Raw genomic sequence first — 14,703 nt, forward strand, 5'->3', positions numbered from 1 at the left:
ACCCATAGGATTGATAATTCAAGTCAAGACCAAACCATGCGCATCCGCTGTTCCGTGGATTTGTACAGGCAGCGGTAGACCGAAAAAAAGAAATTAAAAGTAAGACCGTACAGAAAGGATGAGGAAATATGAGAGAAGTGGCAAATGACCAGCAGGGTCTTTACCGCCCGGAATTTGAACATGATAACTGCGGAATTGGTGCAGTTGTAAATATTAAAGGTAAAAAAAGCCATGAAACAGTTGCAAATGCCCTGCGTATTGTGGAAAATCTGGACCATCGTGCAGGTAAGGATGCAGAAGGAAAAACCGGAGATGGTGTGGGAATCCTTTTGCAGATTTCTCATAAATTTTTCAAAAAAGCCTGTAAGAAAGAGGGCATTGAGATGGAGAAAGGAGAAGAGGAGTACGGAATTGGACAGTTCTTTTTCCCTCGAGCAGGAGATCAAGCGTGCCCAGGCAAAGAAAATGTTTGAGATCATTGTGGAAAAAGAAGGACTGGAATTCCTTGGATGGCGTACAGTGCCCACTGTGCCGGATGTACTTGGACACAAAGCACGTGAGTGTATGCCCTATATCATGCAGGCATTTATAAAAAAACCAGATGATGTGGAGAAGGGCCTTGATTTTGACAGGAAACTGTATATTGTCCGCAGGGAGTTTGAACAGTCCAATGATAATACATATGTAGTATCTATGAGCAGCAGGACCATTGTTTACAAAGGAATGTTTCTGGTTGGACAGCTTCGCACCTTTTTTGAAGATCTTCAAAGCCTGGATTATGAATCTGCCATTGCAGTGGTTCATTCCCGTTTCAGTACCAATACAAATCCAAGCTGGGAACGTGCACATCCTAACCGTCTGATCGTACATAATGGCGAGATCAATACGATCCGTGGAAATGCAGATAAGATGCTTGCCAGAGAAGAAAATATGGAATCCCCATATCTGAGCCAGGAAATGTCTAAGGTGCTTCCAGTTGTGAACAGAAGCGGTTCCAAATCAGCAATGCTGGACAATACACTGGAGTTTCTGATGATGAGTGGTATGGATCTGCCTCTTGCAGTGACGATCACCATTCCGGAGCCATGGGCAAATAATGATACCATTTCTCAGGAAAAACGGGATTTCGATCAGTATTATGCAACTATGATGGAGCCATGGGACGGACCTGCTTCTATTCTGTTTTCAGATGGTGATGTGATGGGAGCTGTCCTTGATCGAAATGGTCTTCGACCATCCAGATACTATGTTACATCTGATGGATATGTGATCTTGTCCTCAGCGGCAGGAGTTCTTCCTGTACCGGAAGAAAAAATCGTATTAAAAGAGCGTCTTCATCCTGGAAAAATGCTTCTTGTGGATACTGTACAGGGTAAGATCATTGATGATAATGATCTTAAAGAAATGTATGCAAAAAAACAGCCATACGGAGAGTGGCTGGACAGCAATCTTCTGCACCTGAAGGATATCCATATCCCAAATGAGAGGATCGAGGAATATACAGAAGAGCAAAGAGCCCGCCTGCAGAAGGCTTTCGGATATACCTATGAGCAGTATCGGACTTCGATCCGCAATATGGCATTAAATGGCGCAGAAAGTATTGGTGCCATGGGTGTGGATACGCCTCTGGCTGTTCTTTCCAAACAAAACCGTCCTCTGTTTGATTACTTTAAGCAGCTTTTTGCACAGGTTACAAATCCGCCTATTGATGCGATCCGTGAGGAGATTGTTACCAGTACCAGCGTATATGTTGGAAAGGATGGAAACCTGCTGGAGCAGAAACCAGAAAACTGTCAGGTATTAAAAATCAACAATCCTATCCTTACCAATACAGATATGCTTAAAATCAAGGAAATGCGCTATGAAGGCTTTAAAGTAGCCGTTGTTTCCACTCTATATTATAAGAGTACCAAGCTGGAACGTGCCATTGACCGACTGTTTGTGGAGGTAGATAAGGCATATCGTGACGGAGCCAATATTCTGGTACTTTCCGACCGTGGAGTTGATGAAAACCATATGCCTATTCCATCACTTCTGGCAGTATCCGCTGTGCATCAGCATTTGGTAAAAACAAAGAAAAGCACTTCCCTTGCAATTATCCTGGAGTCCGGAGAGCCAAGAGAGGTACATCATTTTGCAACCCTTCTGGGTTATGGCGCAAGTGCTATTAATCCGTATCTTGCACAGGAAACGATCCGTGAACTGATCGATGCCCATATGCTGGAAAAAGACTATTATGCAGCAGTCAATGACTACAATCAGGCAGTGCTTGGCGGTATTGTAAAGATTGCTTCTAAGATGGGTATTTCCACCATTCAGTCCTATCAGGGATCTCAGATTTTTGAGGCTATTGGTGTATCTCAGGATGTGATCGACAAATACTTTACAGGAACAGTCAGCCGTGTAGGTGGTATTACCCTGGAAGATATTGAGGACAATGTAGAACGTCTCCATTCTGAGGTGTTTGATCTGCTGGGACTTACGACAGATCTTACTCTTGACAGTGTAGGTGCTCATAAGATGAGAAGTCAGGGTGAGGAGCATAAATACAATCCCCAGACCATTTCCCTTCTCCAGCAGGCTACATGGACAGGCAGCTATGATTTGTTTAAAGAATATACAAAGAAGGTTGACGAAGAAAACCATGGTAATTTAAGAGGCCTGATGGATTTTAAATATGCCAAAGAGCCTGTGCCTATGGAGGAAGTGGAAAGTGTTGATGAGATCGTAAAAGCACTTTAAAACAGGAGCAATGTCTTATGGTTCCATTTCCCAGGAAGCACATGAAACTCTTGCCATTGCAATGAACCATCTTCATGGAAAATCCAATACAGGAGAGGGTGGTGAAAGTGAGGAGCGTCTGGATTCTGCAGGAACAGACAATGATCGCTGCTCTGCCATCAAGCAGGTTGCCAGCGGACGTTTTGGTGTTACCAGCCGTTGATCTGGTATCTGCACGTGAGATCCAGATCAAGATGTGCACAGGGAGCAAAGCCTGGTGAAGGCGGACATCTGCCTGCAAAAGGCATATCCATGGGTAGCCAAGACAAGACATTCCACACCAGGAGTAAGTCTGATTCTCCCCGCCGCCGCATCATGATATCTATTCTATTGAGGATCTGGCTGAACTGATCTATGATCTGAAAAATGCCAATAAATATGCAGATATCTCTGTAAAGCTTGTATCTGAAGCAGGTGTGGGAACGGTTGCAGCCGGTGTTGCCAAGGCTGGGGCACAGGTGATCCTGATCTCTGGTTATGATGGCGGTACAGGAGCTGCACCAGCAAGCTTATCCATAATGCCGGACTTCCCTGGAACTGGGACTTGCCGAAACACATCAGACACTTCTGATGAACGGATTGCGTAACCGTGTACGTATTGAAACGGATGGAAAGCTGATGAGTGGCCGAGATGTGGCTGTGGCAGCTCTCCTTGGAGCAGAGGAATTTGGATTTGCAACTGCACTCCCTTGTAACAATGGGCTGTGTGATAATGCGTGTATGTAACCTGGATACCTGCCCGGTAGGTGTGGCAACACAGAATCCGGAGCTGCGTAAAAGATTTAAAGGAAAACCGGAATATGTAGAGAATTTCATGCGTTTTATCGCACAGGGAATTAAGGGAATATATGTCAAAGATAGGCGTACGTACCCTGGAAGAAATGGTAGGACGTACAGACCTTCTGGTTGCATCTGATAAGGTAAAGGAGCCTCATAAGGGCAAAGTGGATCTGACTGCTATTCTGAACAATCCGTATGCAGCAAAAGGGGAGAAGGTTACTTTTGATCCGAAAGCAGAGTTCAATTTTGAACTGGAAAAAACATTGGACGAAAAAGTACTTCTTAAGAAATGCGGTAAGAATATTGTCAGCGGAAGCAAAACAGAAATCTCTGTAAATGTTGCAAATACAGACAGGGCTTTTGGAACGATCCTGGGTGCAGAGATCACTAGAAATCATAAAAAAGGCCTGGCAGATGATACAATTGTAGTCAACTGTACAGGTGCAGGCGGACAGAGCTTTGGTGCGTTTATCCCTAAGGGACTTACCCTGAAACTTACCGGTGACAGTAATGATTACTTTGGAAAAGGACTTTCCGGTGGAAAGCTTGTGGTAAAGGTTCCGGAAAAAGCCGGTTATAAAGCAGAGGATAATATTATTGTAGGAAATGTTGCTTTGTATGGTGCTACCAGCGGAACTGCATTTATCAACGGAATGGCAGGAGAGCGTTTTGCAGTACGTAACTCCGGTGCATGTGCAGTTGTAGAAGGTGTTGGCGAGCATGGATGTGAGTACATGACCGGCGGTCGTGTGGTTGTTCTTGGCAAAACCGGGAAAAACTTTGCAGCAGGTATGAGCGGTGGTATTGCCTATGTGCTGGATGTAGACAATGTGCTTTACAAGAATCTGAATAAAGCCATGATCTCCATTGAAAAGGTTGAAAATAAATATGATAAAAAGGAACTGCGGGATCTGATCGAAGCACATGTACAGGCTACCGGTTCAAAACTGGGAGCAAAGGTGCTGGCAGACTTTGACGAATATCTTCCTCATTTCAAAAAGCTGATTCCAAATGAGTATAAGCACATGGTGACTTTAAGTGCAAAGCTGGAAGAAAAAGGACTGAACAGCGAACAGGCACAGATGGAAGCGTTTTATGAAAGTATTAGGAGGGCATAACCGTGGGAAAACCAACTGGATTTTTAGATTATGACAGAGAGACGGCAAAGGTTCTGCCGCCGAAAGTAAGAATTGCTGATTTTAAGGAATTTCGTATTCCGTTAAATAAAGAAAAACAAAAACTTCAGGGGGCACGCTGTATGGCATGCGGCGTTCCCTTCTGCCAGTCGGGCATGATGCTTGGAGGAATGGCTTCCGGCTGTCCGCTGCACAACCTTGTACCAGAAACAAATGATCTGGTGTATACAGGCAATTGGAAACAGGCATTCTTAAGACTGAGCAAGACCCATTCCTTCCAGGAATTTACATCAAGGGTGTGCCCTGCACTGTGCGAGGCTGCATGTACCTGCAACATTAACGGAGAGCCTGTATCTACCAAGGAAAATGAACGTGCCATTATTGAGACTGCTTATGCAAACGGCTGGGTAAAGCCTCAGATTCCAAAGGTGCGTACAGGCAAGTCCATTGCAGTAGTAGGCAGTGGTCCTTCCGGACTCGCGGCAGCACAGCAGCTGAACCGGAGAGGCCATCAGGTTACTGTATATGAAAGAAACGATCGGATCGGTGGGCTGCTACGCTATGGAATCCCGAATATGAAGCTGGATAAATCTGTGATCGACCGAAGGATCCATTTAATGGAAGAAGAGGGAGTCAGGTTTGTGACGGGAGTTAATGTTGGTGTGGATATTACCCCAGCAGAGCTGCTGAAACAGTATGACCGTGTGATCCTTGCCTGTGGTGCATCCAATCCAAGGGATATCAAAGTCCCTGGAAGAAGAAGCAAAAGGTATTTATTTTGCAGTAGATTTTCTTTCTAAGGTTACAAAAACACTTCTGGATTCTGATTTCCAGAAAGCGCCTTATGAGGAAGCAAAGGGAAAACATGTGCTTGTGATCGGAGGCGGAGATACAGGAAATGACTGTGTAGGTACATCTATCCGTCTGGGAGCCAAATCCGTTACCCAGCTGGAAATGATGCCAATGCCGCCTGTACACAGGGCACCGAATAATCCATGGCCACAGTGGCCAAGAGTGCTGAAAACAGATTATGGTCAGGAAGAGGCCATTGCTGTATTTGGCCATGACCCAAGAGTTTATCAGACAACAGTAAAGGAATTTATTGCTGACAAAAACGGAAATGTATGCCAGGCAAAGATCGTTAAGCTGAAAAGTGAGAAAGATCCTAAAACAGGCCGTATGATGATGGTACCTGTAGAAGGAACAGAAGAAGTGATCCCGGCAGAGCTGGTACTGATCGCAGCAGGTTTCCTTGGAAGCCAGAAATATGTGACAGATGCATTTAAGGTAGCAGTAAACGGACGTACCAATGTGGAAACAAAACCGAATGGATATGAAACAAGTGTGGAGCGTGTGTTTACAGCAGGAGACATGCACAGAGGCCAGTCCTTGGTTGTATGGGCGATCCGTGAAGGCAGAGAAGCTGCCAAAGCAGAGTGGATGAATCTTTGATGGGATATTCATATCTGTAAAATTGTAACTGTCCGGCACCATCACAGTTGCATGCACAATGATACAGCTGCAAAGCTTTTTAAGGCTTCTGTGGCTGTATTTTTTTTGATTCACAGTGATAAAGGAGTTGACAACAAATAATGCCGTTGCTATAATGTTCAACATGAACAAGGGCGTTCTTCATACAGGGGTTGTATGAAGTATGCTCTTTTTTATTATAAAGGAGAGAATGAGATGGGGAATTATACACGAGAAGAAGTTTTACAGATGGCGGAGGATGAAGATGTAGAGTTTATCCGATTGCAGTTTACGGATATGTTTGGAACGTTGAAAAATATAGCCATTACCGCAAGAGAGCTTCCAAGGGCATTAAATAACGAATGCGTGGTAGATGGATCTTTCATTGCAGGGATCGCAGGAGAAAAAGAACCAGATATGTATCTTTATCCGGATCTTGACACTTTTACTATCCTTCCATGGCGTCCCCAGCAGGGAAAGGTTGCCAGACTGTTGTGCGATATTTATACGCCGGACGGAAAACCAAATGAACGCAGTTCCAGATATATATTAGAAAGAACAGCCGCAATGGCAGAGCAGAATGGCTATACCTGCTATATTGATCCGGAATGTGAGTTTTTCCTGTTCCATACAGACGATAATGGAGTGCCTACCACACTGACTCATGAGAAGGCTGGCTATCTGGATATCAGTCCTGTGGATCTGGGAGAGAATGCAAGAAGAGATATGGTGCTGAATCTGGAGGATATGGGAATGGAGATCGAATCCTCCCATCATGAGACTGCACCGGCACAGCATGAGATTGATTTCAGATGTGATGAGATCCGTAAAATGGCTGACCACATTATGACCTTTAAAATGGCAGTGCGTACTATTGCAAAGCGTCATGGGCTTCATGCTACCTTTATGCCAAAGCCTAAAGTGGATGCTAACGGATCCGGTATGCATATTCGGTTTTCTTTATTTAAAGAGGGCAGAAATATTTTTGTGGATCCAGAGAATCCACAGGAGTTAAGTGAGGATGCGTATTACTTTGTTGGCGGCCTTTTGGCCCACAGCAGGGAAATGGCTTTGATCACCAATCCGGTGGTAAATTCTTATAAGCGTCTGGTGCCAGGATATGAGGCGCCTACAGAGCTTACCTGGACTACAAATAATCAGAATTCCCTGATCAGGATTCCAGGTGCAAGAGGAGAACAGACAGGGATCGAACTGAGAAGCCCGGATGCGGCAGCCAATCCATATCTTGTATTTGCCTGCTGTCTGGCTGCAGGCCTGGATGGAATTGAAAAGAAGACCTATCCTACAAAGTCTTCCAATCGTTCTATGTCTGAATCTGATCAGAAAGCCATGAATATAGGTAATCTTCCGGAGAATCTTCGTGAGGCTGTAGAAGAATTTGAGAAAAGCCAGTGGATGAAAGAGGTTCTTGGCAAGGAGTTTTGTGAGGAATATACCGCTGCAAAGAAGAAGGAATGGCTTCGTTATACAAGACAGGTGACACAATGGGAAATTGAAGAATACCTGTATCGTATTTAAGGACATGAAACAGGAATACGAAATACCAGCGTGAAGGTTTGTATAACAAAGACGAAAGAGAGTGGCGGGTACGTATGAATAGCAGCATTGTAATTGCGCTGCCTAAGATCGAAGATGCGAAAAAAATCCGGGCGATCCTGATCCGGTATGGATTTTCCGTGGCTTCGGTATGCAGCACAGGTGCAGGTGCTTTGGCAAGCATGTCCGAACTGGATGGGGGAATCCTGATCTGTGGCTACCATTTGCCGGATATGTATTACCGGGATATATTGGAATATCTGCCTTCCTATTTTCAGCTGTTGCTGCTTGCATCAGCCAGAGTGATCGGAGAGGCGCCATCTTCCGTCTTATCTGTGGAAATGCCTATGAAAGCCAGTGATCTGGTCAATACAGTTGATATGGTACTTTCACAGCTGGAAAGACGATGGAAAAAAGACAAGAAACGGCCAAAGCCCCGTAGCTGGAAAGAACAGAATTATATATCTAATGCAAAATTTTTATTAATGGAGCGCAATCATCTGAATGAAGAGGATGCATACCGTTATATACAGAAATGCAGTATGGATTCTGGTACTAATATGGTAGAAACAGCACAGATGGTATTAATGCTCCTGTATGATGAAGTATAAAATTTAAGAAAATGCCTGAAAGGGCAGCAATTCACTGTGAATATGGAGGATGAGGAAATGAAATTTTTGGATGGTAAATGGGAAAAGAAAGAATGCAGCTTTGAAGAACTTTTAAGTGACCACATCCTGAATCAGCAGGCTTGTGTGGCAGGTGCGATTCACAGTATCCGAAATATGGGTGAAATTGCATTCGTTATTTTAAAGAAAAAGAAGGGCTTTTTCAGACGGTACTGGAAGAGGGAAAAGCAAATGTTTCTGTCCGTGATCTGAAAGAGGCCATGACCGTAAGAGTGACAGGAACTGTCAGTCTGGAGGAGCGTGCACCACAGGGAAGAGAGCTTCTGATCTCAAATCTGGAAGTATTGTCATCACCGGCAGAACCTCTTCCTTTTGGCAATTGATAAATGGAAGCTGAATACTTCTCTGGAAGCAAAGCTGAACTTCCTGTTCCATTTCTCTTCGTAACCTTCAGGAAAGGGCAAAATTCAGGATCCAGGAAGGTCTTACAAGAGCTTTTCGAGATTATCTTTATGAACAGGGATTTACAGAGATCCATACACCAATAGATCGGTCCCAAAAAAAAAAAAAAAAAAAAAAAAAAAAAAAAGAGGAGAAAACCGAAAAAGGCGGTGCAAATAATGTTCAAACTACAGTTAAAAAATTTCCATAAAGCCTGCTGTTCTTGCGCAAAGCCCGAACTTTATAAACAGATGATGGACTTTGGCAGTATCTACGGCACCTATGTGTGTTTGAAACGGGACCTGTGTTCCGTGCAGAAAAGCATAATACCAAACGTCATCTGAATGAATATACAAGCCTTGATTTTGAAATGGGATATATTGACGGTTTTCAGGAGATCATGGCCATGGAGACAGGATATCTTCAGTATGCTATGGAGCTTCTGAAAAAGGATTATGCTAAGGAGCTGGAAATTCTGAAGGTTCAGCTTCCGGATGTGTCCAGGATCCCACAGGTACGTTTTGATGAAGCAAAACAACTGGTGTCCGAAAAGTACAAACGCCAGATCCGTAATCCATTTGACCTGGAGCCTGAGGAAGAAGCCTTGATCGGCCGTTACTTTAAAGAAGAATATGATGCGGATTTTGTATTTGTAACCCATTATCCTTCTAAAAAACGTCCTTTCTATGCTATGGATGATCCGGAAGATACCAGGTATACCTTAAGCTTTGATCTTCTGTTCCATGGTCTGGAGATCACCACAGGAGGGCAGCGTATCCATGATTACCAGGCACTGTGTGACAAGTTAGCCGCACGGAGGTATGGAAACTGAAGGAATGGGAGGAGTATCTGGATACCTTCAAACATGGAATGCCGCCACATGGCGGATTGGGAATCGGTCTGGAGCGTCTTACCATGCAGCTGCTGGGAGAGGATAACGTACGTGAAACATGTCTGTTCCCAGAGATATGAACAGGCTGGAGCCATAAGAGGAGATGGAAAAATGGCAAAGATCATAGATGATGAAACAATGGAAAATGTATGCATTCTGGCAAAGCTGTCCCTTTCCGGACAGGAAAGAGAAAAAGGCTAAGGCTGATATGCAGAAAATGCTGGATTATGTTGAAAAAGCTGGATGAACTGGATACATCTGGTGTGGTACCACTGTCTCATATTTTCGGGGATGCTAATGTATTCCGTGAGGATGTGGTGACAAATGGAGATGAAAGTGTGGCAATGCTGAAGAATGCACCAAAAGCAAAAGATGGACAATATCAGGTGCCCAAGACCATAGGATAGGAGAGAAAACCATGGATTTGGAAAAAATGACAGCGCTGGCTCTGGCGGAAAAGATCAAAACAGCATCAGATCGGTGTGGTTGATGGTGTAAAGTCTGTGTTTGACCAGATCGAGAAAAAAGAAGACAGAGTACATGCGTATCTGGATTTATATAAAAAAGAAGCATATACGAGAGCAAAACAGGTAGAAAAAGGAATTGCAGACGGCACTTATACAGGTCCGCTTGCAGGTGTGCCTATTGCGGTAAAGGATAACATCTGTGTACAGGGAAAGCCTGTTACCTGTGCTTCAAAGATCCTGGAAGGCTTTGAGCCTCAGTACCAGGCAGAGGTGATCGATCGGCTGGAAAAGGCAGGGATGATCATTATCGGAAAAACAAACATGGATGAGTTTGCCATGGGAAGTACTCACAGAAACATCTGCTTATGGGATCACAAGAAACCCATGGAATCTGGAGCATGTACCCGGCGGTTCTTCCGGCGGCTCCTGTGCAGCGGTAGCAGCAGGAGAAGCTTATATGGCACTTGGCTCAGATACCGGTGGTTCTATCCGCCAGCCCAGCTCTTTTTGCGGAGTAACAGGCCTGAAACCTACCTACGGCACAGTTTCCCGTTATGGACTGATCGCTGATGCGTCTTCCCTGGATCAGATCGGACCTGTAGGAAAGGATGTGGCAGATTGTGCTGCACTTCTTCAGGTGATCGCAGGTCATGACCCCAAGGACAGTACATCCCAAAAAAGAGAAGATCTTAATTTTATGGAAGCTTTCAAACGGAAAGATCACAGGTATGAAATTTGGTGTTCCCAAAGAATATCTGGCAGAGGGAATTGACCCTGGAAGTAAAGGCTGCTTTTATGGAAGTGCTGAAAACACTTACAGAGCTTGGGGCGATCGTTGAGTTTTTCTCAGTAAAAACCATGGAATATATGATCCCTGCTTATTATATCATTGCCAGTGCAGAAGCCAGCTCCAACCTGGAGCGTTTTGATGGGGTGAAATATGGATACAGGGCAAAAGAATATGAAGGTCTTCATGATATGTACAAGCGTTCCAGAACAGAAGGCTTTGGAGAAGAAGTAAAAAGACGTATTATGCTTGGCTCCTTTGTACTTAGTTCCGGATATTACGATGCATATTATCTGAAAGCTTTGCGTACAAAAGCTTTGATCAAGGAGGAGTTTAACCAGGCATTTGAAAAATATGATGTACTTCTTGCCCCGGCAGCGCCTTATACAGCGCCAAAGATCGGAGAAAGCCTGAAGGATCCGCTGGCTGATGTATCTGGAGACATTTATACAGTTGCAGTCAATCTGTGCGGATTGCCTGGGATTTCTGTTCCCTGCGGCAAGGACCATACAGGGCTTCCTATTGGCGGGACAGACGATCGGTGACTGCTTTATGGAGAAGAAGATCCTGCGTGCAGCACATGTCTACGAGCAGGCAAGAGGAGATTTTGGAACTCCGGAAGAAGGAGGTGCCAGAGCATGAAACAGTATGAAACAGTGATCGGTCTGGAGGTTCAGAGCTAGCAGCTTGCTACGAGAACAAAAATATTCTGCGGTTGTTCTACCGCATTTGGAGGAGCACCAAATACACACACTTGTCCGGTGTGTACCGGTATGCCTGGGCTCTCTTCCTGTATTAAATAAAAAAGTAGTTGAATTTGCATTAAAAGCCGGGCTTGCAACTAATTGCGGCATTAACCAGTATTGCAAATTTGACAGAAAGAATTATTTCTACCCGGATAACCCTCAGAACTATCAGATTTCCCAGCTGTATCTGCCAATCTGTCATGACGGCTGGGTAGAGATCCAGACTTCTGCGGGCAAAAAGAAGATCCGTATCCATGAAATGCACATGGAAGAGGACGCAGGAAAACTGATCCATGATGAATGGGAAGACTGCTCTCTTGTAGATTACAACCGAAGTGGTGTGCCGCTGATCGAGATCGTTTCTGAGCCGGATATGAGAAGCTCAGAAGAAGTGATCGCATACCTGGAAAAGCTGCGCTGCACCATGCAGTACCTGGGCGTTTCTGACTGTAAGCTGCAGGAAGGATCTATGCGTGCAGATGTAAACCTTTCTATCCGTGAGGTGGGTTCTGAAACATTTGGAACAAGAACAGAGATGAAGAACCTGAACTCTTTTAAAGCGATTGCAAGAGCTATTGAAGGGGAACGGTAGCGCCAGATCGAGCTTCTTGAAATGGGAAGACCTGTAGTGCAGGAAACAAGAAGATGGGATGATAACAAAGAATCTTCCCATGCCATGCGTTCTAAGGAAGATGCAAAGGATTATCGGTATTTTCCGGATCCAGATCTTCCACCCATCCATATTTCAGACCAGTGGATCCAGGATTTGAAAGCAAAGCTTCCGGAATTCCGTGAAGAAAAGCAGCAGCGTTATCAAAATGAATATGGACTTCCAGCCTATGATGCGGAAATCCTTACAGAATCCAGATATCTGGCTGATCTGTTTGAAGAAACAGCTGCGCTGTCCGGGAACCCGAAAAAAACTGCAAACTGGTTTATGGGTGAAGTGCTTCGTCTTGTAAAAGAAAAGGGAATGGAGCCGGAAAAGGTACATTTTAGTGCAAAGCATCTTGCAGATCTGCTGGATATGGTAGAGAAAAAACAGGTTAGTGCCCAGAATGCAAAAAGGGTATTTGAAAAAGTGTTTGACCAGGATATTGATCCTGTGGTATACATTGAAGAGAAAGGTCTGAAAATTGTTGAAGACACAGGCCTGCTGAAAAGTACAGTGACCAGGATCCTGGATGAGAATCCGGAGCCTCTTGCCCAGCTTCTTGAAGGTAAGGATAAGGTTATGGGTTACTTTGTAGGACTGATCATGAAAGAATTAAAGGGAAAAGCAAACCCGGCAGGTGTTCGGGAGGCTCTTGCTGATGAGATCAGCAAACGAAAATAAAACTAAAACAAGCCAGGATGCCATATAGCAGCAGGCTTCTGGCAGGCAGGAGATATTTATGGTAACAGTAAATCACAATTATCTTAAATTACCGGGCAGTTATCTTTTTTCAACCATCGGTAAGAAAGTAAAAGCATATCAGGCAGAGCATACAGATGCAAGGATCATAAGTCTTGGAATTGGAGATGTGACCCAGCCGTTGGTACCGGCAATTATCGATTCCCTTCATAAGTCTGTGGAGGAGATGGCTCATGCAGAGACTTTTCGCGGCTATGCACCGGATCTTGGCTATGATTTTCTGAGAAATGCCATTGCCAAAAATGATTATCAGGATAGAGGGTGTCAGATCTGTGCTGATGAGATTTTTGTTTCGGATGGAGCCAAAAGTGACTCCGGAAATATTCAGGAGATCTTTGGACTGGATAATAAGGTGGCAGTGTGCGACCCGGTTTATCCGGTGTACGTGGATACCAATGTTATGGCAGGACGTACAGGCCTTTACAATACACAGCGTGAGAATTTTGACGGGGTGATCTACATGCCCTGCAGGGAAGAGAATGGCTTTCTGCCGGAGCTGCCGGAAGAAGTGCCGGATCTGATCTATCTTTGCTTCCCTAATAACCCAACAGGTGGTGCCATTACAAAAGAGGGACTCCAGCAGTGGGTGGATTATGCCAACAAAAACGGCTGCGTGATCATTTATGATGCAGCCTATGAAGCATATATTTCTGAAGAGGATGTTCCACATACCATTTATGAGTGTGAAGGTGCAAGAACCTGTGCCATTGAGCTGCGCAGCTTTTCCAAAAATGGAGGCTTTACAGGTGTGCGTCTTGGCTTTACCGTAATTCCAAAAGAACTGGTACGTGATGGTGTGGCGCTTCATGATCTGTGGGCAAGGCGTCATGGCACTAAGTTTAATGGCGCTCCGTACATTGTGCAGCGTGCAGGGGAAGCTGTATATTCTCCGGAAGGCAAGGCACAGTTAAAGGAACAGGTAGGCTATTATATGCGGAATGCCAGAACGATCCGGGAATCTCTTGCAAATGCTGGCTTTTCTGTTTCAGGTGGCGTGAACGCACCGTATATCTGGCTGAAAACACCAGGGAAAATGACATCCTGGGAGTTCTTTGATTATCTTCTGGAAAAAGCAAATGTAGTAGGTACTCCTGGTTCCGGCTTTGGTGCCCAGGGTGAGGGATATTTCCGCCTTACTGCATTTGGTACTTATGAGAATACGCTGGAGGCGATCAACAGGATTGAAAAGGAGGTTTCATTATGAAGGTAAGCCGTATTGAGCATATGTGCGAAGGAAATGGCCATGTGATCATTAAGGAGATCCTGGAGGAGCCTTATCTTGCAGGAAAATGCGGTCTGTATGCAGAAGTAACACTGGAGCCGGGATGCTCCCTTGGTTATCATGAGCATCATGGAGAAAGTGAGACCTATTATATTCTTGCAGGTCAGGGAGAGTATAATGATAATGGTGCATATCGTCCGGTGAGTGCTGGGGATATTACCTATACTCCATCTGGCAAAGGACACGGATTATCAAATACAGGTAACTCAGATCTTGTTTTTATGGCGTTGATCATAAAAGACTGACAGACAGGCTGTTGTACCCAGGTGGTACAGCAGCTTTTTTACTTTACAGGAAATTACTCAGTAATGTTCCAATAAA

4 protein-coding genes and 6 pseudogenes are annotated in these 14,703 nt (G+C 44.6%); all 10 read left to right on the forward strand.

The genetic code is table 11. From position 1 onward, the window contains the following. Positions 1-128 precede the first annotated feature (128 nt). The 10 genes and pseudogenes from gltB (at position 129) to R1Y93_RS10735 (ending at position 14,627) form a co-directional block, all read left to right on the forward strand. Positions 129-4,679: pseudogene (gene gltB / locus R1Y93_RS10690) on the forward strand (glutamate synthase large subunit). A gap of 2 nt (positions 4,680-4,681) precedes the next feature. Then, positions 4,682-6,169: pseudogene (locus R1Y93_RS10695) on the forward strand (glutamate synthase subunit beta). A 214-nt stretch (positions 6,170-6,383) separates the two neighbouring features. Further along, a complete protein-coding gene (locus tag R1Y93_RS10700) occupies positions 6,384-7,706 on the forward strand; it encodes a glutamine synthetase family protein (RefSeq protein WP_500822793.1) in 1,323 nt (440 codons plus the stop codon). A gap of 74 nt (positions 7,707-7,780) precedes the next feature. Further along, positions 7,781-8,335: an ANTAR domain-containing response regulator gene (locus R1Y93_RS10705; protein ID WP_500822794.1), complete on the forward strand. Its 555-nt coding sequence runs from the start codon at positions 7,781-7,783 to the stop codon at positions 8,333-8,335. Positions 8,336-8,392: 57 nt separating this feature from the next. Beyond that, positions 8,393-9,783: pseudogene (gene aspS, locus R1Y93_RS10710) on the forward strand (aspartate--tRNA(Asn) ligase). 14 nt (positions 9,784-9,797) lie between these two features. Then, positions 9,798-10,093, forward strand: a pseudogene (gene gatC / locus R1Y93_RS10715) (Asp-tRNA(Asn)/Glu-tRNA(Gln) amidotransferase subunit GatC). 11 nt (positions 10,094-10,104) lie between these two features. Continuing rightward, positions 10,105-11,582: pseudogene (gatA, locus tag R1Y93_RS10720) on the forward strand (Asp-tRNA(Asn)/Glu-tRNA(Gln) amidotransferase subunit GatA). Beyond that, positions 11,579-13,022, forward strand: a pseudogene (gatB, locus tag R1Y93_RS10725) (Asp-tRNA(Asn)/Glu-tRNA(Gln) amidotransferase subunit GatB). Before gatA ends, gatB begins: the two co-directional pseudogenes overlap by 4 nt. A gap of 58 nt (positions 13,023-13,080) precedes the next feature. Continuing rightward, complete coding sequence (locus R1Y93_RS10730; RefSeq protein WP_500822795.1) at positions 13,081-14,304, forward strand: LL-diaminopimelate aminotransferase; 1,224 nt, start codon at positions 13,081-13,083, stop codon at positions 14,302-14,304. Next, positions 14,301-14,627 (forward strand): cupin domain-containing protein, encoded by a 327-nt coding sequence (locus R1Y93_RS10735; protein WP_500822796.1) that lies wholly within the window; start codon positions 14,301-14,303, stop codon positions 14,625-14,627. Before R1Y93_RS10730 ends, R1Y93_RS10735 begins: the two co-directional genes overlap by 4 nt. Positions 14,628-14,703: the final 76 nt, after the last annotated feature.

It is taken from the genome of Blautia sp. HA3515 (genome assembly GCF_059933065.1).